A 21,608-nucleotide genomic window follows, 5' to 3' on the forward strand; every position below is an offset into this window, starting at 1 on the left:
GTTATCGGTTCCTCCCGACCACAACCTCACGTTGAGCGAGGATCTGACCATCAGGGGCGACGAGCACGAGGTGGGCGCGTTCGCCTTCGTGCTCCTCGTCGAGAACGACGAGCGATACTTTCCCGTCGGTGGCTGTCTCCTTCGCCTGCTTGGCAATGCTCGACTTCGGCTCGGCCGGCAGTCCTCGGAGGTCAACTACCACCTTATCGGTAACACCGGTGAACTCCACCCGGCATTGCAGCCCGAGCCACTTCACCTTAGTGAACTCAGGCCCGCGCGTCGCCGCGGCTTGTACCCCAGTGCGGACAGCGAGCCGGGGCACGATGCACTCCTGCGGGCTCACACCGCCGTGCTCGTAGACCTTATTGGCTTCGAAGCAACTAGCACCAGGGGCCAGCGCAATCCGTACATTGTCATCCCAGAACCAAGGTACGGTCGGAACATCGACCGCAGCGCCGCTCTTTAAGCGGGCGCATCGGCCCTTCTTCACCTCGGTTGTGGCGGGCGGCAGGTCGACCTTTTCCATACCGCCAGGGACAAGCACCCAGCCGTGGTCAGTCACCACCTCGACCTGCTGCCAACCTACATCCAGGAGCTCCCGGATACGGGCGGCGATGCGAATGACCTCCTCGTCAAGATGATCGACAAGCCGGATACCGACGTCATGACCGCGATGGTCGATTTCGCCAGTCTCAGTCCATGCTGTGCCAGAGGGATCACCGTGCTCAGTAGAGTCAAGGACTTGGACACCGTTAGCGGTCATTAGGGAGCGAAGCACCTGGATAGATGCCTTCGTATGCGTGGTGGCGTTTGATGCGTGGAGGTCAGGCCCCGCGGTGAGCGTTCCCGGCGCCACAGGCACCAGCGCGGGCTTGGACGTCTGGGTGACTGTCGGAAGCGCTGACAGAGTTGCCATGGTTTCGACATGCAAACCAGCTCCGGTGAGCCGCTCCTGGATTCGGCGCGCGACGTCAAGGCGTAGGCCGTCGATAAACACCGTAACAATCCCAGCCGTCGCCGACGCTGGAGGTCCGGGCCGGTACTTGTGCGAATTCGCCATGGACCCGATCGCCTGCTGCAACGCCTTAGCACCGGCGTCGAGCCATCGCAGGTACAGGGCCGCTGCCGCAGCCGACACCGCCTCGCGATCGGCCAACGTTCCCGTAGCAGCGAGCGCTCGCACCACGGCGTCATCGGCCTGCCAGCCTCGGGCAGCATAGTCAGCTACGAGGACATCAAGATCGTCTGCCGATAGCGGCTGGGTGGTCAACTCGCCTAGTACGACTAGTTGCTCAAGTGCGAACGCTAACGGTGCATGATCGAGGTCCGCCCACACGGTGCCGCGCCGCCAACCGTGTTCGTTCTCCAGCCTGGCCACTTCATTGCGGGCCCTATCCGGTGTGAGCGCTTCGAAGTCACGCAGCTGGTCCCGTAATTGACGCTCGGCCCTCTCGTTGTCCTGTGGCCAGGAGTCAGCATTTGCAACACATAGCTCACGCGGGCGCGCCTTGCGGAGCTGGTCAACGACTCCACCATACCGATCAGGCGTCTCAGCGAACCGCATCCACACATTCGCCCACGCACCCGTGCGACCACCGAGCTTACGCGCAGCCGTGACCTCTCCATCGGCGGTCGGGTCGAAGCCGTAGTCCGCCTTGCACTGCTGAACGAACGCCGTCCACTGCTTGTTATCGGAGCGTGTCCGGAAGCCGTGCGGGTCATCGAGCCACCGGAGAAGGCTTCGGACAGGGTCTTCATTGACTAGCTCGAGAAGATAGTCGGCGTCGAGTAGATGCTTCGAAACGCGCTCGATTGGCTCGTCTAGAAGACGATCAAGCGCGAGCAGCAGGGCGGAGGTTGTCTCGGCGTCGTCAGCGATCCGCAGGCCAAGGCCACGTTCTCTGTGCGCTAGCAAAGCCCGAACTGACCAGTCACGATGGTTTGGATGGGAAAACCATTGACTACGGTATTGAAGCTCAGCGATAGGCGCCAGTTCCGCCGGGCACGTCTCGATCGCCCTCAGCGCACTCCGCATCACTCCGGGCATATAAACGACTACCGGACCCTCCGGAACCCCGACATCAAGTGTGCCTGCGACAACGCAGCGGATCCAATATGCCGGCCCGCGCAGGCGCGACGGCTCATACGCACCCAGCGAAATCAGAGGCACCCGCTTGGAGATCCGTTCAATGACTTGCTGCCATTGTGCATTCTCATCCGGCCACAGTAACGCAACGGGCTTCTCATGCACGTTGGCATTATAAGCGACCGCAACGTTCAGGCAGTCAATAATGTTATCAAGGACCGTCCTACTCAATTGCACCCAGCCCTCTTCTTCGCATCATTCTTTTCTGCATGACTAAGATGAATCTCGTTGTGGCGCTCAGTGCCATCGGGATTCTTGCCGCGATCCTTTTTCCAATGAATATTAAATGGCGCCCGCAGGACGCCCGTCATGACGAAGGGCCGGATATTTAGGCGTACACCGTCATTAAGATCGGGCTCCCATCCGACTGGCTGTCCATGTAGAGACTTCCATCGGATATAAACATCGTAAGGCTTCTCACCTTCAAGGATCATCTCTAGCTTCCGTTGCAGCTCGAGCGCAGCCACCAATCGCCCCTCGGCTCCTGGCACCTCGTCGCGTACTCCAGCCCGCTGACGCTCTACCCAATCTTGTCCGAGATAGGTATACGTAAGCTTCTCCAATGCCTTGCGATCCAGCCGGTGATAATTCACAAGCGCAGAAAAACCGTCCCGCAGTCCGTCCCAGATATGCCAGACGAACGGCCTATTACCGAAAAGCGCACAGTGCTGCTTGAAGAAGTCGTCTCGAAGCCAGTCGTTCAAGTTCTTCCTTTTGCTACCCGACTGCTCCAGCAGCTCCTTAAGTTTGGACGGAGACCAAGAATCGGCAAACGACGCTTGCAGCACTTGTTGCAGGCGATCAGCCGCCGGCGCCTCACCTGACACGGACGGCAGACACACAATGCCGTCCCGATCAGCGAACCGATCGAAAGCATCGGTCGTAACTTGATCCGGCCATCGGTAACCTATGAGCCGCGCAACAGCGACGTGCAAAGGAGCAGACGAAGCTTCCGGGCGTCCAAGGAAGAGCCACTGTGTGGGGTCATCGGTGTTGGGTTCCGGCAGTTGCGGGACTTCTTCGGCAACTCGACGCCACTTCATTTCATCAAAAGGGACCTTGACGAGTGTGCGATTAGTCACAGCGACATTGTTGTCTATCTCACGAACGGCGCGCCGGTAACTAGGCGACGACAGAAACGCCCATAGCGCCGGCAGGTCCGATTCTCTTTTTGGGATCACTGCAGCAGCATTCGAGTCGAATATCTCGCCGGTGTAGAGAGTTACGAAGAGGTCACCCATTTGGCTAACGACGACGCCCCGTCGACCCCACGCCTCCTGGCCTTGAATCCTCGCGCCTGCACTTTTTGCAAGCGAACCTCTCCCCTGCTCCCAAAAAAGAATAGATGATCGGCCACCATAGAACCGGTTACCAACGAGGCTGGATTGGAAATAAACCCAATCTTTATGAGGCAGAGGAATTTCCCAAAAAAATCTACGGTATCGCGGATCGTCGCCTGTCTTGACTCCTTGTCTCGCTGACGCCACCGACTGTAGCAAAGGATGAGCGCCCAGAGAGGAAGTCATTATCCGCGAATCAGGGTTTGAGATCTGAGCCTTCTGTTGCACCGATCCAACAATGGCTTGAGTTAGCAAGTCAGCCTTTTCATGCACCGAGCCATTGCCTATATCTATAGCGCTAATATCGTGATCTTTCGCGGGCGGATGGCAGGAAAGGACAGACAGTACGGTGGGGATCTTGAATGGTTGACGACCAGACTGTGTCTGCCAAACATTATTTCCGATGCGTGCGAACAACCTATATGTCGCTTGCTTAAGCAGTAGCCCGCGGAATGCGGTGTATCCAGGCTTCTCTTGCCAGTTTTGGGGACTTACCAGGGCGATCGCGTGCGCACCACGCATCCAGCGTTCGAGCATTGCCGTGGCCAGATCACCCTTTGAAAGCGGAGCCCTTTGGTCGAGATATGAACGCAATCTCGACGCCTGCTTGGAGCGGGACAAGAACGGCACATTCGTCGAAACAAGAGTATATTTTCGCGTTAGTAGAATGACCGCCCTCATCAGTCCATTCAAATCCGCGCCTAGTACTGCCGCCGCCATATCCCGCCCGCTCTCGCGGGTAACTGCGTCAACAAACGCGGGCGCGATATCCTCCCAATCCATATCGTCGAACGACTGTTGACGGTTTTCTGGGTCCGTCATTGTGGTTGTGTGTCGAGGGTCAATTAAGCTGCCTAGCGTGTCCGCGTCGCGAAACAGCATATGCATCCTGGCAAGCGCATTTTCAAGACGCTCATCTCCGCCAGCAAGCGACATCCACTGGCCAACCGGAGCTTTCACCGGGATCCCAGAGCAAGCAATATTGGGAACGGGAAGCTGCCTCCATCCCTCACCAGCTTTCCAAGCCCTCAGAGCGACAGCAAACATCGCAATCTGAACGCAGCGAGCATCTAGCTCGAGGCCGAATAGATTGTCTCGCAATACGGCGTCCTGGGCAGCTACCGCAGATAATCCTTCCTCCTCTGCACGCATCGTCCATAACATGGAGAATGCCTCGACCAAAAAGTGCCCCGAGCCGCAGCAGGGATCGATCACACTGACGTCTGCCACACGACTCGGCCAATCATCAAAAGCACCGGCTACTGGCTTACCGTCCTCGCGCAAGCGCAAAAACTTGAAGCTCCGAATTAACGGGCTATCCGGATGGCGGGTCGCCCACCATGCACCGAGGGAGTTTTCGAGCAAGAAACGGACCATGTAGGTGTCGGTAAACAATTGAGTGACTGGCCCGAGATCGGAGCCCTCGATCTTGAGCTCTAAGTCATTAATCTCCTCCTTTTTGTCCTTCTGCCAGAACTGATACACCCATCCCAGTGCGTCGTCTGCTATAAAAGTTTCTACAGGCAACGCATCGATGACTTCTTCCAGGGCGTGGCGACCTTCAGGCGCTAGACGTAACCGCACGCACGGATCATCCAATCGAAAAATCCCCGGTAGGATGTCAGCTCCGAACCGCGCAGCTACTGACCATCCGTCCGGCTCTCCTAGATCACTAGCTAGATCGTCACAGTCAGCAATAGTTACCGGGATCCGATATTGTGGATGCAATAGTAGTCGGTTCTCTGCGAGGAACCGCGCGAACAGCAAGCGATGCCATTGCTCATATGCGCATTCACTAATGAGTAGCTCACGGTCACTCCCGAATTGACGCCACTTCGCTCGTAGCGCGTTCCTTAGGCCCGCTTGATCTTCATTGAGGTGCTCCGGACGTTTCTCTGCGAACACCCCAAGACTATCGATAGCAGCACGAACCGCACTCTCGGCGGCGCGGCGAGCCACGAGTACTGCTGTCTCAAGTTGCTTACGGGAAGTCGGGTGGAGAGCTCGCATAATCATTCCTCAAAGGATCACGGTCTTGCCAGCGTCCAGGTGGGCATGCACGCGATTTCTTAGGTCATCGAGATACCGCTCCAAATCCTCAGTGGTCTTAATGGTGGCCGATGGAACGGCCACCGTGATACTTGTCGGCTCTAGCATCTTCGCGGCGCGAAGCCGCGCTTGATCTCGACGACCTGGCACGAGACTTATGCGATCCTGCCAGGCACTCAGCGGGATGGCATCGAGCACCTCTAGCAACTTGGCAGTCGTGGAAAGGTCTGGCCCCTCCACAGGCGACAACTTGGACTCAGTAAGGATCGCCTCACGGTGCAGCGGGGACAACTTGCCCCACTCTTCCCAAGCCTCTAGCTCGGCGACAGCATCACGTTGAGCTGAGGCGAGTTGTTCTACCCGCTGAACGACCACATCATGCAGCGCACGCGTAAGTTGATTGAGTACCGGAGGAACCGGGTCAGGCGCGTCCAGGAGCTGACGACCATCGTGGATAGCCTGGATAGCGGGGAGAAAAGTCGCAGCGATTGGGAGCCCTTCGGCATGCCGAAGAAGCCGCTGCAAGTTCTGCCAAGCGCCCTCCCGTTTCTCTCGCTCTCTATCCGCCGACCTCCACAGATCGAGCTCCTTGCTCAAGCGGGCATAGGAGTCGGCAATCGCCCGAAATTGCTGGTTTCCGCCGAGCGCTAGTAGAGCATTGAGATGCGTCGTGTTGGGCGCCTCCGGCAAAGGAGGCAATCCGCCAGCCCGAGCAGCCAGGTCCTTAAGCCGCTGTATAAGGCCAGAAAGCTGGGCGCCTTCCTGACCAGGCTCGTAAGGAATTCCCGCTGCACTCAACAGCCCTCTCACTGCGAAGCGCTGGCTGGTAGACGGTGGTTCATCTTCCTTATAAACCGTGACCTTACCGATCTGGGTGGGTGGTAGCTCTTTAGGCCCAGCCAGATCTTTGCCGTCTTGCACAGCGCGAATGTTGCCAGCAGCTAGCAAGGCAAGGATCGCTCCGTTTACGGCATCTTTGGGCCAGCCATATGGCGGAGCAGCAAAGCGTCTTTGTACATCTGCGCCTTTAGTGCCGCTCGGGCTGATAGCAGCTAACACTTCCTTACAGACCGGATGAGTCGTCAGTTCTCCATGATGCCCGACCGCTTCCAGCGCATCAGGGGCCCCGTCTCGGGCCTTCGTTACTACCTTGCCCCAATAAGCATTATCCCCAACGCTGAACTTGGGGTAGAGCCGGACTAATGAACGTGTAGCCGTAGTCTGCACTGCGTCATGAAGAGTCGATACGGTGACCTCGGCACCACCACCCTGGAAGACTCGAGCGCGGGCTGTTGCTTCCCGAAATAGCGTGGTGAGACGCTCCTCGTCAGTGGCGAGTCGAGTTCTCATGGCGCGTTGAGCAGCCTTACCCTCATCAGTCTGCGGGGTAGGCCGCCGAAGAGTGTCCTCCGCCGCGGCGTAGCTGGCGAGAGATTCCTTGATCCGTTCAGCCTCATACTTTGGAAGCAGAACGAAAACGATAGGGCTTTCATCGCCGGCCTCGGCTGCTGACCTTTTTACTGCTGATAACGCCACCGACCATTCATCTCGAATCCAGACCGGTACCCCATTGTCGCGAGCGGCCGGCTCATCCTGGCCCCAGTGGATATCTAGCGTGCGAGGCGTTTTGCTAGCTCCGTGTGGGAGCTTCAGTCCTCCCATGGCCTTGTCGACAGCAGCAGCTAGACGTTCTGTGCGCAGTTGATTTATGCGAGAGGAGTCGTCGCGGATCACTGCAAGCCGGCTCTGGAACTCCTTCTCCCACTCCGCGCCTTCTTCGGTCTGGAGCCGGTACTCATCATCGATGCGCATGAGTCGGCCGTCAGTTACAAGGGCTTCAAGGAGCTCAGGGATTCGCTTACGTAGCCTGGCTCCATCGTGGACGAGATCTTCAACCATGAGATCGGCGAGGAACGGCGCCGTCGCCCTAAGGCCTGTTTCCCCAGCCACCGTCCGGCTAGGGATCTGCGAGATGAGGAAGACTAGGGCGCAGATTCGGGACTTTAATGCGCCATCCTCGCCCTCGGCGCGAAGTCCACGGATTAGCTCGTCGATCTCTTTGAGGAGGACTCCGCTTTGGAGCATTCCAGGCGCCTGCTCCTCATAGAGAAAGTCCGCACCAACTACGTGTCCGACCGGCGCATCCGCAACACGAGCAGCCGCTTCATGAACCGTGCGCAACTGAGTCCGAAGCACTCCAGCCTTGCCAGCGCGGTCAATCGCACGAAGCGCCAACTCCCAGAATCGGCGTCGAGTCGGTAGCAATGGGTAATCCGGGACGAGATCCGGCTTGTCCGCCGCCTTGGTAGCAAGGTGGGTTCCACCAAGATGCTTGTCGATCTCACCACTCACTGATTCAAGGGCGGACTTCAGCATCGGAACTTGCTCGGGACGCTTACGGAGTACTACCTCGCGAATTACCGTCTCTACGTCCTTATCGGATAGAGACACCTGCACAGCAAAGCGGTCGGTGAGTTTCTGGAGGGTGGGTGTAGCCGTGAGCGCGCTCTGGCCAGTGGACACGAAGAGAACCTGGCTTTGAAATCGGGCTGAGCAGCCCTCTACGAGATTTTGTACCGCAAGCGCCTTTTCGCTATCGTCCTGGATATACTGTTGCAGCTCATCCAATACGATAAGAGTAAGCGGTAGCTTTCCCTCACTAGTTGACTGTAGACGTAAGACGTCATCCATTACATCGAACATCTCTTCGTCGGTGATGTCCGTGACCATTGGAGGGAATTGTGCTTTTAGTAGATCCCTGACGTCCTTAATTGAATTGCCGAGTGTCGCGTCTAGCTCGAGGAGCGACTTAGCGATGATTGGGGAGACATAGAGATTGTGGACCTCTTTATCCAGAGAGCGTCCGTTCGCTTCGACGGCAGCACGCACCGCCTCAAGATAGCCATTCTCTTGCGCCCAGAGGATGAATCGAGCCAAGGCGTATTCTTCTGGCAGGCCGGCACTCTCAAAGATAATTGAAAGAAAGGCTAGTCGCACGGCGTCGTTTTTTCCTGCGCCCAACGTGCCCGCAGCGGACCAAAGCCCACCCAACCGCTTCCCTGCTGTGGACAGTTCAGTGAGATGGTCACGGACTTCGTCGGGTAGACTGACAATGTCGCGGACACATCGACCGTCAGGTAGCTCAGCATTGCACCAGAGGTGTTCGAGCACCCGAGCCAGATGCGACTTGCCGCTCCCATAGAAGCCGCTAACCCATACCGCCGGCTGCTGCGCTTGGCTGAGGTTAGCGAGAAAACTTTCGAGGATGCGCTCCAGACCGCGCGCATATTGACCGTTACAGACGAAGCTGCTCAGTTCCCAGACGAGCACCTCCCATTGCTGGTCAGTCTGAGGACGTATAACTTTAGCAACGCCATCATTCGGGATCTTCGTCTTAGTCGGGTCGCGAAAGAAGAGCTCACGGTTCGTGATCGTCATCGACTGTTCCCATTCGGTGTTAGGGGAATCGCGAGATAGTTCCAGCCGTCACGTGCGTCGAGAAGGCGGTAGATATTTCCTTCATGGCCGCCCGGGAAGAACACAAGCAGCCGACCTGAGATACAATCGCTGACCTCATTTAGTAGCGCGGAAACTTTTACCGCCGCCCCAAGACCGAACAGGCTTCCAGCCCCCAGAAGTCCGACCACGCCATTCGGATCGGCATGTTTTGCTAGCTGACTCCGCAGGTCATCGGTGAGATGTTTGAAAAACGCCGGCAGTGCAGGAGCGATCAGTTCGGGGTCTTCAAAGTAGGCGTCACGATACTCGTGACTGGCCATCCAATTTTCAAATGCTGTCGTAATGTCGATTGAAGCCCAAGGATGGCCGCTCTTATTCGTAGCAGCTTTGAATGACGGCAGATGTAAGCGGAGTCGGCGTTCGTACTCCGGCGGGTACACCGCCATCCACACCCGCTGCTGTGCCGCTAGGTTCTTCTGCCACGGCAGGCTCACAAATCTGCCATAAACAGCGACAAGGCCATCAATGTAACTCATGACAGCTCGCCTTCGAACGGGCGAAGGAGCTCGTGGAAACTGACTTCAACTACGCCGCCTGCGTGTCGAAACTCAAGCATCCCCCGCTGGGACGCAGCATAGGCGAGGTCAAGAAGAACCGATTTGGGCCGATCCAGAAAACGTGCCCATTCTGATTCAAATAGCGCGTCTCCTCGCAGACCTTGGAGATAACCGAGCATTAGCGCATAGGCTACGTTCGCCGGCCTGCAGTTAACTCGCGTTCGCACCTTGGACGTTCGGCGCCCAGAGGCCAAGTGCCCTGTCTGTTCCCATGATGAGAAAGTATTCCGCCCGATCTTCGCGAGAGTAGTCGCGCGGTAGCTCGAGGGAAACCGTTCGCCCACCGCGGCAGCCAAATCTGCCGACGTGAGCACATCACCGGGTGATGAGCCTGTGATTACGCCACCACTTGCGCGAAAGACAGGGTCTCGAGCGAGCGCGCATAGCCCGGCCAGCAAAGGTTGCGCGGCGGGATCGCTCGGCCATAGGTCCCGGAGTGCCCGGAACAACACGGAGTCCGATCGAAGGAGATACAACTCCTTTAGATATCGAAATGTCCGGATTCGGGCTGCTTCGGTCTGCTTCCCGATGACATTGCGCTCCAATGCGGCATACTTGTACTCATCGCGCTTGGCTCCAGCAGTAACGTTATCGAGAAGAGCTCTAAGCGCATCGGTGACGATGGTATGACTCGTGTTCGGCCCACCACTGACGTCGCCAGTAACGATCTCCGTCGGCGGATGAAGTATGTCTGCTTCAACCGCAACCATCGCCGATCCCACCCAACTACCCATTAAATCTCTCTCAACCTACCTCGCCGCCTACGGGGAGGTCTAGCCGCGACGGTTGCCATCTCTTGCGAAGGGGTTGTTTGGACCCTCCAAAGGAAAGCCCACAATAGGCGGCTGTCCGTAGCGTCCAACATCCTCACACCACCGAGCTCCGGCCGTGTCAATCGATCGAGGTAGGCTACAACAGATGACCTTGTCGGTATAACCCTTAGTGAGACCTGTCATCGAAAAACGTACACATGGACATAAACCCGACATATCTCCAGATGTGCCCGTGTGTTTTGCTGGGCCGAGTTCTCTGGTGGCCGGCCCCGCGATCCTGAGGTCGCTTGATGACATAGTCACATGCGTGGGCGCGACTTCCGCCCTTGGCCGAGCTTGGCTGCTGGCGGTTTGTTTGGCAGCACCATCTCCGTCGGCGCCGTTCAGTCCCGCCGTGGACGGTGGGAGGACCAGAACGCTGAGATGACGTGGAGACCATAGTCCGTCCTATGGGGACATGCACGGGACGATCAAGCAAGCCGTGCGTAAGTGCCATAGCGTTTCTGCAGGTCAGATCACATGGATAGACCTCTTCGCCCTCGCTCTCCTAAAGCGGGTGCCGCAGGTTCGAATCCTGCCGGGGGCACGCATCAAATCTGCGGCGCAAGCGCGGCGTTCAGGGCCGTTCCTGTCCACTTGGGCAGATTGTGTGGTCAGCATCTCGGTCATGGTGGCGATCCCTTCTACGGTGTCGTCTGTGAGTGTCATCTTGATCAGCGCGGTGTCGGTCTGATGGTCATATCGGATCTCTAGCCGGAAGATCGTGAACAGCTCTCGTTGAAGGTCTTCCGGGAGCATGGCGAGGTGTGTCTGGAGCATTGGGAGCTTGTCCAGTAGCTCTGAGTGGTGATCAGTACCTGGGGGCTCGGCCTCTAGCTCGGCCAGTACCTGGGCCTTGCCCCGGCGCTCCGCCTCAAGTTCGGCGAAGCGGGAGCGCAGCCTTTGGGAGAAAACGGCATCAGACGCTGATGCCGGGTCGGACTCCTCGATCTGAGTGATCAGTCGGTCCTGCTTTCTGGTGAGGTTCGCCAGACTTCTGCGCATCGCCTGGCACTTGGCTTGCCAGTCGGCTTCGGCTTGGTGACTGCTGCGGGGCAGGTCTGCTGCCAGGAGCGCATGCCGCTCAGGTCCGAAGACACGGCGCTGGAACAAGTCGTGAACCGCATCTGCCAGAGCGTCTTCACGGACGCGAATGATCGAGGGATGGCCTGGGAACCGGTCGCTGCGACCTCGGTGGTTGAGATCCGGCTGGCAGGCGTAGTAGGCATCTCGCGCTGTTCTGCGGGTCTCGGTTTTCCCGAACATCCTGCGTTCGCAGGGGGCGCAGTACACGAAGGACCGAAACAGGTAGGTACGCCGCGCCTGAGGGTGCTTGTTGGCTCCCGAGCCGCCGCGAGAAGTGCCTCGCGTCTTGCCTATGCCCTGGGCGGCTTCGTACATCTCCCGAGTGATCAACGGCTCGTGTGTCTGTTCCGCTGACCACACCCAGGCGCTCGGGGGGTTCACCATGCTCCTGCTGCCGGCGCCCCGACGGCTGGTCGTCGCCTTACGGTTCCAGACCATGTAGCCGGTGTACTTGGGGTTGTGCAGGATCTCTCGGACTCCTGAGCGCGACCATGCGTTACGGCCCCGGAAGTTGGGATTAAGCGACTCGGGTGGCGGATAGCGGTCGTGGTCGTCGTTGAGACGGTCGACTATGTCGCCGTAGCCAAGGCGTTCCAGGACCCGCCACATGAAGATCAGCGTGATCACTGGCCCGCGAATGGGATGAGGGGCAAGCTTGGTCTTGGTCCTGCCATCGGCTGCCTTGGCAGGGACCGGGTGGGGTACTCGGACAGCTTCGTAGCCGTATGGTGGGCGGCCGACGTTCCAACCTTGCTGCGTGTGGGTTCGCAGGCCGTCCCAGGACGCCTCCATCATCTGGACCGCGTACCACTCGGCTATACCTTGTTTGACCCTGCGGGTGAGGATCGCGGTGGCGCGCTTGCCGTTGAGCGTGATCGGCTCGTCCGCCGCGAAGAGCGGGATGCCCAGTTGTTCCAGCTCATGTTCGATCTTGGTGCCGTAGAAGGTGCGGCGGGAGATGCGGTCGATCGATTCGCAGATGACCGCATCGAATCGGCGCCCCTGTTGCTTGGCTTCAGCAAGAAGATCTTGGATACCACCGTCGCGGGAGATCGGAATGGTGAACTGCTCGTGCGCGTGGCCATGCCCGCGATCTTCGAGATTCTTGCGGCCGGACTCGACGTCATAGAAGTGGGCGACTATCAAGGAGCCAGCCGGTAGAGCTCCTCGGCTGTTGTCCAGTTGCCTGGGAAGGGAGAGCGTAGGGTCCTGAAGGTCCTCCGTTGAGGTTCTTCCACACCAGGCGACCTTCAGCCCGTCAAAGGGATCTTTGACCGCCTCGGTCTCCCATCCCATCGTGGACTCCCTTCGGTGGTCGCTCCACACTTAGCCACAGCAGTAGTTTGTGGATCACATACGCCTGAGCCGCGCGCAGCTCTACACCCTCTTCGCCGGAGATCGTGATGATCTCGACCACCACACAGGGTTCAGGCGTACTGGCGTGTCCGGGCCCGTCAGCGTACGCGGGTGAACTCGATTCGAGAGGCCCCGAGCAGGCCCTTTGTATCCGTTCAGTCACCCTCCGCGCCTCCTTCGCCGACCTGAGCAAGAGCGCTCAGCAGCCGGGTGCGGGCCAGGTCGCAGAAGTCGGGGTTGATCTCGATGCCGAGGAAGGGGCGGTCGAGTTGCCGGGCGGCAAGGGCGGTGGTTGCCGCTCCGGCAAAGGGGTCGAGGACGGTGCCGCCGGGGCGGCAGCCGGCGGCAATGGCACGCAGCGGGATGTCGATCGGGAAGGTGGCGAAGTGGGCGGCGCGTAGCGGGCGGGTGGGGATGGTCCAGACGTCGCCGGGGTTCCTGCCGTTTGGGTGGGTGGTGGTGTGGCGGTGGCCGGTGGGCTGCATTGCCGCGCCGTGCCGTTTGCCGCGCAGCGGATGGGTGGTGTCGGTGTATTTGCCGTCAGGCGGCCAGGGGGTCTTGATGGTGTTGGGTTTGTTGCCGCCGTGGCGGGCGCGTCTGCTCAGGGTGCGGTCGCCGGTGTAGGGCTGGCGGATGGGGTCCAGGTCGAACCAGTAGCGGCGTTGCTTGACGAGCAGGAAGATGAGTTCGTGGCGGGTGGACAGGCGGTCGGTGACCGACTGGGGCATGGCGTTGGGTTTGTGCCAGACGATGGCGTTGCGCAGGATCCACCCGTCGTGCTGTAGGGCGAATGCCACCCGCCAAGGCATGCCGAGAAGGTTCTTGGGTGGCAGTACCAGCCGGGTCCGGGGCCGGATCAGGGGTTGCCGCTGGTGGTAGTTCTTGCCGCGTGCGCAGCCGTCGGAGTTGGCCGCGTAGCAGTCGCCCAGGTTGAGCCAGCAGGTGCCGTCGTCGGCCAGCACCCGCCAAGCTTGGGCGAACACCGCGCGCAGGCGTTCGACATACTCATCTGGAGTGGCTTCCTGGCCGTACTGGCCGAGGACGCCGTAGTCGCGCAGGCCGTAGTAGGGCGGGCTGGTGACCAGGCAGTCGACCGACCGGCCGGGTAGTTCCCCCAGGACCTCACAGGCGTCGCCTAGGTAGAGTCGCACATGCTCGGTGCTCCAGTACGGCGTCCTCATCGTTCGCTCCCCGTGCCGCGAGTGGGAGCGATGAGGCGGCGGTAGCCCAGGACCAGCGTGATGCGCCAGGCCGCGCCGACCAAGGCTGGGGCGGCGTCCGGGGTGCCGTCGGTCGCCAACTGGATGAGTTCGATGGAGTGGCCGTCATCGAGTTCCGGGGTCATGGGCCGTCCGGCGATTGCGACGCCGATCAGGACTCCGTCAGCGGCGTTGACGCCGATCGCGAAGGTTGCCTCCCGTTGCGGTGGTGGGGCGTGGCGGGTCCAGGCGATGAACGCGCGGGCGGTGTGCAACTTGATCGGGACCACGGAAAGAACGCTGGACGAGGTGGCGGAGGGGCTTATTTCGCAGATGCCGGTATTGCTTTTGCGTGCGGACTCCAGAGTTTGATCCCATCCGCCTTCGGGCCGTGAACTTTTTGTGTTTCTCATGGTTGGTTCGGGCGTGCCTCAGATGCGTTTCCGAGTGCAGCAGACCGCTATGGCCGAGGTCGCGCACGAGCGGAGCGGATTTCTGGCACCCCCTGCTGTCCAGCGGAGACAGTTGCCTGCCAGAGCCCAGCAAGACTGGCGCCGGTCCCGCGGAGCGTCTGTTTGTTTATTGGCAACTCTGGCTAGAAAACGGCATCCGGCGGTATAGGGAGGCGGCATTTTTGGGTGCCGGAGATTTGCCATAGCGGGCGCGTACACCAGAGCAGGAGACCCGCAAACTCTGGCTCTGGAGAATTCGATGAGTACCGAAATTCGGCGCGCCACCCCGGCGCAACGTTCGCCATTGGACATCGCCGAGCAGGCGTTCAGACTCCTGTGCTGCGAGCCCGGTGGGCTGGCCCTGGACGCCACCGGCTTGGCCGGCGAGCTGCCGCAACGGCCGGTCCTCCTGACCGAGTTGCGTGAGCTGCTGATGGATCGCAGGCTCGGCAACCACGTCCGCGACATCGTCTGGCGCGAGCTGGTGACCCGCGCCCGCGCAGAAGGGGCCCCGTGGCTGGTGGCTGCCGTCGGCATGGCCATCCCTGCCCTGCGCCGCGTGGCCGGCCGGATCACCACCGGCTACGCTGCGGGAGATCCAGCCGACATCGACAGCGAGGTGCTCGCCGTCTTCATCGAGGCCATCCGCACCCTCGACCTAGATGGCGGCAACGTCCGGCCCCGGCTGTGCGACGCCGCCCGCCGCGCCGGCCGGCGGGCACGGCGCATCGCCGAGGCGGAGTCCGTCGGCCGTACCCGCTTAGAGGACCAGCCACTGCACCAGGTCGCCGGCGAGCTCGGGCTCAGCACCGAGGCCGCCAAGAAACGTCGCCAGCGCAGCGAACCGGTCCTGGTCGCGGCGGTGCTTTCCGGCCAGGTCTGCGCCGCAGTGTCCCCGACGATCACCTCCGCCGCCCCTAGAAGGGTGGAGGTGACCACGACCGTGCAGAGGCGGAGCTCCTCAGATGCGAACCCCGATCACCGCGACCCGAAGGGAGGCCCGGGCACCACCTCCGGCTCTGCACGGCCGCCCGCCACCCCCGCGGCACCGCTGCCGCTGTGGCAACGACCCGCGGTACGCGTACTGATCATCGCGGTGCTCACCGCAGCGCTCATTGCCGTTGCGGCAACCACCGTGTTCGCCGCGACCGGCGAGCTTGCCGCCCCACCGACCAACCCCGACCAACTCGACAAGGTCTTGAACAACCTTCGGACCTGGCTGATCGGCCTGCTTGCCGCCCTGGCAACGCTGATGTTCACCATCGGCGGCGTCCGCTACCTCATTGCCGGCGGCGACCCCGGAGAGATCCAGAAAGCCAAGATCGCGTTTAAGGCCGCCGCCCTGGGCTACGCCCTCGCCCTGCTGGCACCGCTGTTCGTCAACGTCCTCAAGCGCGTGGTCGGCGGGTGAACGGCCATGACCTTCGTCGTCATCATCCACATCCTGTGGACAGCACCGACACCTCCGCCCACCCCTGAACCGGAACTGCCGCCGTTACCCCTGCCCCCGGCCAACCCCGGCATCGGCTTCGGCATCGGCGGATGGATCGGCAACCAGATCAACGCCTGGTTCGCCGACCTGGTCGCCCTGGCGATCAAACCCCTTCTCGACACCCTGGCCGCCACCCTGCTGGCCACGCCGAGCATCACCGGCCCCGGCAGGGTTCACGACCTGTGGCAAGCCACCGCGGTCATGGCCAACAGTTGCTTCGTCATCTTCGTCGTCGCCGGCGGCATCCTGGCCATGGGCCATCAGACCGTCCACACCCGCTACGCCGTCAAGGAGATCGTGCCGCGGCTGGTGGTGGCCTTCCTGGCGGTCAACTTCAGCTTCCTGATCACCAGCAAGGCCATCGAACTCGCCAACGCCCTGGTGGGAGCCATCCTCGGGCGAGGCTTCGACGCCCGTCGCGCGGCCAACGCCATCCGCTTCCTCATCGTGCCGCCCGGCGGCCGGCAGATCTTCTACATCCTGCTGTCCCTGGTCGCCGTCGTGCTGCTGGTCGCCCTGCTGATCACCTTCGTACTACGGGTGGCCCTGACCACGCTGCTGGTGGTCGCCGGCCCACTCGCCCTGGCCTGCCACGCACTGCCGCACACCGACGGCCTGGCACGGCTGTGGTGGCGGGTCTTCAGCGGGCTGCTGGTCATCCAGCTGTGCCAGTCACTCACCCTGGTCACCGCCGTACGCGTCTTCTTCAACCAAGACGGCCGCGAAACCACCGGCCTGGCAGGCACCGGGCAGCTCTACAACCTGCTCCTCGCCCTCACTCTGCTGATCATCCTGGTCCGCATCCCCGGCTGGGTGTCACGGGCGATGTTCCTGCCCGGCGGACGTGGCCTGGGCGTGGTCCGCATCGTCAAGTACGCCCTGGCCTACAAACTCACCAGCCCGCTGCTCAACGTCCTGCACCTGCGCAGAAGTGCCGGGCACCGCACCGGCGGCAACGGCCGCACACTGACCGCCTCGCCGGTCGGCAGGCTCCTGCCAGCCCTTGCCGCGGGCCCTGCCGGTGCGGCTGCCACCGGCATTTCCACAGCGGCAACAGCCACTTCCGCCGCCCGTGGCGGTACCGGACCGGCCAAGCACGCCCCGGTCGCCGCCCGCCGCCCCATCCGCGCCGAGGACTGGGAACCCGCACCCGTCAAACACGCTCCCAGCGCACCACCGGTCCAGGGCAAGTACCGCACCCCGGCCCGGCCCAAGCCCCCCATCCCGCCCGCCACTCCGGTCTACGGCCACCCCCGCGACCGCTTCTACTCCGCAGGACCGACCGGGCTGAACCAGATGCAACAGCTACGTGCCCAGGGCACGACCTCACCCCCGCCGGTGCCCAGCCCCGCCATTCGGCCCATCGTCCCGCTGAACGCTCCCATCCCCGGCTCGATCGACTGGCCGGAGAACCCTTCACATCGCCACACACCCCCGCCCTCACAGAACTCTCCCTCGAGGCGCACCCGCAGGAGGAAGGGAGGCGACGGGCAATGAGCTGGAGCGAAGCCATCCGCATCCCCGCGGACGTCGAGCAAGCCGATAAGATCGCCTGGGGCTTGACCGCCCGGCAGGTCCTGATCCTGATCACGGCCGGAGCGATCCTCTACCTGGGCTACGTGACCTTCGGAGTCCGAATCCCCCTGGTTGTGTTCGCGGCACTCGCTCTGCCGGTCGCCGTGCTCGGCTTCCTCCTGGCCATCGGCACCCACGACGGGATCAGCCTGGACCGCTACCTCCTCGCCGCCCTCCGCCACCAACGCTCCCCCAAGCACCTGACCACCATCCCTCAGACCGCCCCTGACCCACCTCGATGGATCAGCGCACGAACCCCCCGCCCGCCCACCCTCCTGCGACTGCCTGCACGCGGGGTGTCCGACGACGGCCTGATCGACCTCGGCCCGGACGGCATCGCCGCGATCGCCCAGGTATCCACCCTCAACTTCGCCTTACGCACGCCAGACGAACAAGACGCACTGGTCGCCACATTCGCCCGCTGGCTCAACTCCCTGTCCGGCCCCGTACAGATCCTGGTCCGCGCCGAACGCATCGACCTGACCCAGACCATCACCACCCTCCACGACACCGCCCAGCAGCTCCCCCACCCCGCCCTGACCTCCGCCGCCCACGAACACGCCGCGTTCCTCACCGACCTGGCCACCCGCCACGAACTGCTCCACCGCCAGGTACTGCTGGTCATCCGCGAGCTGGCACCCGGCACCAACGGCAAGGCATCAGCCGCTGCTCGCGCCTACCGGCGGCTGGACGAGGCAGCCCGCCTGCTGGGCGCCTGCGGACTCACCGTCCGACTGCTGGACACCACCGCCGTCACCGCCCTGCTGAACTCCTGCTTCGACCCCACCGCCCCGCCGCTGCCTCCCAACGAGCTCGCCAACCACGACGAGGTCGTCACCTGGGGAGGGCGACGATGAAGCTCCGCGTACGCCGCACCAGCGTCACATCACCAGCCCCCGGCCCGGACGCCATAGAAGTCCAGCCCCGCCGCCTGCACGTCGGCAGCGGCATCTGCACCACCCTCGCCATCACCGGCTACCCACGCGAGGTCGCCCCCGGCTGGCTGGAACCGCTGCTGGCCTACCCCGGACGACTGGACGTCTCCACACACATCGAGCCCGTACCGTCCCTGGTCGCCTCCGACCGGCTACGCAAGCAACTCGCCCGGCTGGAGTCCGGCCTGCGCTCGGACCACCAGCACGGCCGCCTGCTCGACCCCAGCGCCGAGGCCGCCGCCGAAGACGCCCAAGACCTCGCCGCACGCATCGCACGCGGCCAAGCCAAACTCTTCCGCGCCGCCATCTACCTCACCGTCCACGCCACCACAGAAGACGAACTCGACGATGCCTGCGCCCAGGTCCGCGCCCTGGCCGCCTCTCTGCTGCTGGATGCCCGCCAAACGACCTTCCGCCAGTTGCCAGGCTGGATCAGCGGCCTGCCGTTCGCCTACGACAACCTCACGATGGGCCGCACCTTCGACACCCCCGCCCTGGCCGCCGCGTTCCCCTTCACCAGCCCAGACCTGGCCGCGGAGCTCGGCCCCACCGCCGTCCTGTACGGCGCCAACACCGCCAGCGCCTCCCTGGTCGCCTGGGACCGATTCGCCCAGGACAACCACAACTCCGTCATCCTCGCCCGCTCCGGCGCCGGCAAGTCCTACCTCGCCAAACTCGAAGCCCTGCGCTCCCTCTACACCGGCGTAGAGGTCGCCGTCATCGACCCCGAAGACGAATACGCCCGCCTGTGCGCAGCGGTCGGCGGCGCCTACCTGCACCTGGGCGCACCAGGCGTCCGGCTCAACCCCTTCGACCTGCCACCAGGAAACCAACGAGACGGCGACCCGCTCACCCGCCGCGCCCTGTTCGTCCACACCCTCATCGAGATCCTGCTGGGCGAAACACTCGACAAGGCCGGCAAGGCCGCCCTCGACCGGGGAATCATGCTCGCCTACCGCACGGCCGGCATCACCTTCGAACGACGCACCTGGCACCGCCGACCGCCGCTCATACGCGATCTGGTAACCGCGCTTACCAATGACCCCGACCCTAACGCCAAAGACCTGGCCGCCGGGCTCGCGCCGTACGTCACCGGCAGCCACCGCCAGCTCTTCGACGGCCCCACCACCACTCGCCCCGACTCCCACCTGATCGTCTTCTCCCTGCGCGACCTACCCGACGAATTGAAAGCCGCCGGCACCCTGCTCACCCTGGACGCCGTCTGGCAACGCGTCTCCAACCCTCGCGACCGGCGCCCCCGACTGGTCGTGGTCGACGAGGCATGGCTGCTCATGCGCGACCCCGAAGGGGCCAAGTTTCTGCTGCGCATGGCCAAAGCTGCCCGCAAACACTGGGCCGGTTTGTCCGTGGTCACCCAGGACGCCGCCGACCTGCTCTCCACCGAAACAGGCCAAGCCGTGATCGCCAACTCCACCACCCAGATCCTGCTCAAACAGGCACCCCAATCGATCGACCGGATCGCCGAAGCCTTCCAGCTCTCCGACGGCGAACGGCAACTGCTGCTGTCCGCCGAACGCGGCACCGGCCTGCTCACAGCGGGAGCCGGAGCCCAGCGCGTGCCCCTCCAGGTGATCGCCAGCAGGCGCGAACACGAGCTGGTCACCAGCGACCCGCAGGAACTGGCCGCCTTCGACTACGACGAGGAGGAGCCGTGATCGAAAACCTTGACCCGGACGCCATCGCGAACGAACTGATCAACTGGTTCGTCGCCCACGCCCAGCAAGTGATCACCTGGCTCATCACCGCACAGATCACCGTCACCCTGGGACGCGTCGCGGTCATACGACTCCGGCATCGCCGGCACACCCGCAACGCCCGCTGCGTCGAAATCCTCGCCCCACCCGCGGCCGACATGCCAGGCGCCGAGGCACTCTGGGGCAACCTGGTCGGGCTCCTGCGACCGGCCTGGAAACGGATCCTGTTCGGACAACCCCACCTGAGCTTCGAGTACGTGTTCAGCGCCGCCGGGGTCCGCATCCGGCTCTGGGTCCCCGGGGTCATCCCCCAGCACCTGGTGGAGCACGCGGTCGAAGCCGCCTGGCCATCAGCACGCACGACCGTACAACTGGCGGCACCTCCCATTCCTCTCACCGGCCACGCCCTCGGCGGGCAACTGCGCATCGCCCGAAGCGAGCGGCTCCCGATCCGGTATGAGCACCAGACCGACCCCGTTCGCGCATTGATCGGCGCCGTCGTAGGAATGCCGACCTGGCAGCACGCCGCCGTGCAGATCCTCGCCCGCCCCGCGACCGGCCGCCGCCTCGCCCCGCTCCTCAACGGCGGCCCGCTATGGCTCTTGCGCGCCGCCCTCGACTTCGTGACACCAGGCCCCATGCAATCGCGCCTTCACCCACACCATCTGCGCCAGTACGCCCGCGACCGGGCGATCGTCCTAGAGGAAGCCGCCGAGGCCCGCGCGATCAGAGACAAGGCGGTACACCCCCGCTTCGCCGTAGCCATCCGCTACGCCGTACAAGCCGACGAACCGACCCAGCGCACAAGAACCCCCGCGCCGCCCGCCGCAACGCGATCAAAGGACGCGTCCACGCGATCGCCGCCGCCTGCGCCCTCTACTCCGGCCACAACCGCTTCGACCGCCACCGGCTGCTCCTCCCCGCCGCCCACCTCGCCGGCCGCCGCCTCGGACGCGGGTTCCTGCTCTCGGTGCCAGAACTCGCCGCCCTGGCCCACCTCCCACTCGACGTCGCCGTCCCAGGCCTCGAACGCGCAGGCGCCAACACCGTCCCACCCTCCCCGGCCATCGCGCACGGTGGGCCGAACGCCAAAGTCCTCGGCTTCTCCGACTCAGGCCAGGAACGCCCCGTAGCCCTGCGCGTCGCGGACTCCTGCCACCACATGCACATCCTCGGCCCGAACGGCACCGGCAAATCCACCCTGCTGGCCCAGATGATCCTCTCCGACATCCACGCCGGCCGCGGCGTCGTCGTCATCGAAGCCAAAGGCGACCTGATCAGCGACCTACTCGGCCTGATGCCCGAAACAGCCGGCGACAAGGTCGTGCTCATCGACCCCGACGACCCCCACCCCCGCCCCTCCCTCAACGTCCTC

Annotated in this window: 12 protein-coding genes; 5 read left to right on the plus strand and 7 right to left on the minus strand. The window is 62.6% G+C overall.

Features of this window, described 5'->3' with window-relative positions; genetic code table 11:
- Window position 1 precedes the first annotated feature (1 nt).
- The 7 genes from pglZ to ABGB17_RS17140 form a co-directional block, all read right to left on the minus strand.
- Window positions 2–2,323 carry a BREX-1 system phosphatase PglZ type B gene (gene pglZ / locus ABGB17_RS17110; RefSeq protein WP_347630529.1) on the minus strand — a complete coding sequence of 774 codons (2,322 nt, stop codon included), beginning with the start codon at window positions 2,321–2,323 and terminating at the stop codon, window positions 2–4.
- On the minus strand, window positions 2,314–5,070 hold the full coding sequence (locus tag ABGB17_RS17115; RefSeq protein ID WP_347630532.1) for a DNA methyltransferase: 2,757 nt from the start codon (window positions 5,068–5,070) through the stop codon (window positions 2,314–2,316). Before ABGB17_RS17115 ends, pglZ begins: the two co-directional genes overlap by 10 nt.
- Window positions 5,071–5,505: 435 nt before the next feature.
- Window positions 5,506–8,973, minus strand: coding sequence for a BREX system P-loop protein BrxC (gene brxC / locus ABGB17_RS17120; RefSeq protein ID WP_347630534.1), 3,468 nt, complete (start codon window positions 8,971–8,973; stop codon window positions 5,506–5,508).
- Window positions 8,970–9,530, minus strand: coding sequence for a hypothetical protein (locus tag ABGB17_RS17125; RefSeq protein ID WP_347630536.1), 561 nt, complete (start codon window positions 9,528–9,530; stop codon window positions 8,970–8,972). The genes brxC and ABGB17_RS17125 overlap by 4 nt, the downstream gene beginning before the upstream one ends.
- A 1,364-nt stretch (window positions 9,531–10,894) precedes the next feature.
- Window positions 10,895–12,805: a recombinase family protein gene (locus tag ABGB17_RS17130; RefSeq protein WP_347630538.1), complete on the minus strand. Its 1,911-nt coding sequence runs from the start codon at window positions 12,803–12,805 to the stop codon at window positions 10,895–10,897.
- Between the two features lie 215 nt (window positions 12,806–13,020).
- A complete protein-coding gene (locus tag ABGB17_RS17135; RefSeq protein ID WP_347630540.1) occupies window positions 13,021–14,046 on the minus strand; it encodes a site-specific DNA-methyltransferase in 1,026 nt (341 codons plus the stop codon).
- Window positions 14,043–14,354, minus strand: a complete 312-nt coding sequence (locus tag ABGB17_RS17140) for an XF1762 family protein (protein ID WP_347630542.1) — start codon at window positions 14,352–14,354, stop codon at window positions 14,043–14,045. Before ABGB17_RS17140 ends, ABGB17_RS17135 begins: the two co-directional genes overlap by 4 nt.
- A 421-nt stretch (window positions 14,355–14,775) precedes the next feature.
- Between ABGB17_RS17140 and ABGB17_RS17145 the strand changes: the two genes are divergently transcribed.
- The 5 genes from ABGB17_RS17145 to ABGB17_RS17165 are packed head-to-tail and all read left to right on the plus strand — an operon-like array spanning window position 14,776 to window position 21,366.
- Complete coding sequence (locus tag ABGB17_RS17145; RefSeq protein ID WP_347630544.1) at window positions 14,776–15,927, plus strand: pilin; 1,152 nt, start codon at window positions 14,776–14,778, stop codon at window positions 15,925–15,927.
- Between the two features lie 6 nt (window positions 15,928–15,933).
- Window positions 15,934–17,505, plus strand: coding sequence for a hypothetical protein (locus ABGB17_RS17150; protein WP_347630546.1), 1,572 nt, complete (start codon window positions 15,934–15,936; stop codon window positions 17,503–17,505).
- Window positions 17,502–18,440 (plus strand): PrgI family protein, encoded by a 939-nt coding sequence (locus ABGB17_RS17155; RefSeq protein ID WP_347630548.1) that lies wholly within the window; start codon window positions 17,502–17,504, stop codon window positions 18,438–18,440. Before ABGB17_RS17150 ends, ABGB17_RS17155 begins: the two co-directional genes overlap by 4 nt.
- Window positions 18,437–20,194, plus strand: coding sequence for a conjugal transfer protein TraC (locus tag ABGB17_RS17160; RefSeq protein ID WP_347630550.1), 1,758 nt, complete (start codon window positions 18,437–18,439; stop codon window positions 20,192–20,194). The genes ABGB17_RS17155 and ABGB17_RS17160 overlap by 4 nt, the downstream gene beginning before the upstream one ends.
- Entirely contained in the window at window positions 20,191–21,366 is a 1,176-nt protein-coding gene (locus tag ABGB17_RS17165; protein ID WP_347630552.1) for a hypothetical protein, read from the plus strand. The genes ABGB17_RS17160 and ABGB17_RS17165 overlap by 4 nt, the downstream gene beginning before the upstream one ends.
- Window positions 21,367–21,608: the final 242 nt, after the last annotated feature.

The organism is Sphaerisporangium sp. B11E5, from assembly GCF_039871875.1.
Classification (GTDB): Bacteria; Actinomycetota; Actinomycetes; order Streptosporangiales; family Streptosporangiaceae; genus Sphaerisporangium.

Coding starts and splice junctions, on each gene's coding strand:
- ABGB17_RS17150 (WP_347630546.1), top strand. CDS start 15,934: ATGACCTTCGTCGTCATCATCCACATCCTGTGGACAGCACCGACACCT.
- ABGB17_RS17130 (WP_347630538.1), bottom strand. CDS start 12,805: ATGGGATGGGAGACCGAGGCGGTCAAAGATCCCTTTGACGGGCTGAAG.
- ABGB17_RS17155 (WP_347630548.1), top strand. CDS start 17,502: ATGAGCTGGAGCGAAGCCATCCGCATCCCCGCGGACGTCGAGCAAGCC.
- ABGB17_RS17145 (WP_347630544.1), top strand. CDS start 14,776: ATGAGTACCGAAATTCGGCGCGCCACCCCGGCGCAACGTTCGCCATTG.
- ABGB17_RS17160 (WP_347630550.1), top strand. CDS start 18,437: ATGAAGCTCCGCGTACGCCGCACCAGCGTCACATCACCAGCCCCCGGC.
- brxC (WP_347630534.1), bottom strand. CDS start 8,973: ATGACGATCACGAACCGTGAGCTCTTCTTTCGCGACCCGACTAAGACG.
- ABGB17_RS17125 (WP_347630536.1), bottom strand. CDS start 9,530: ATGAGTTACATTGATGGCCTTGTCGCTGTTTATGGCAGATTTGTGAGC.
- ABGB17_RS17135 (WP_347630540.1), bottom strand. CDS start 14,046: ATGAGGACGCCGTACTGGAGCACCGAGCATGTGCGACTCTACCTAGGC.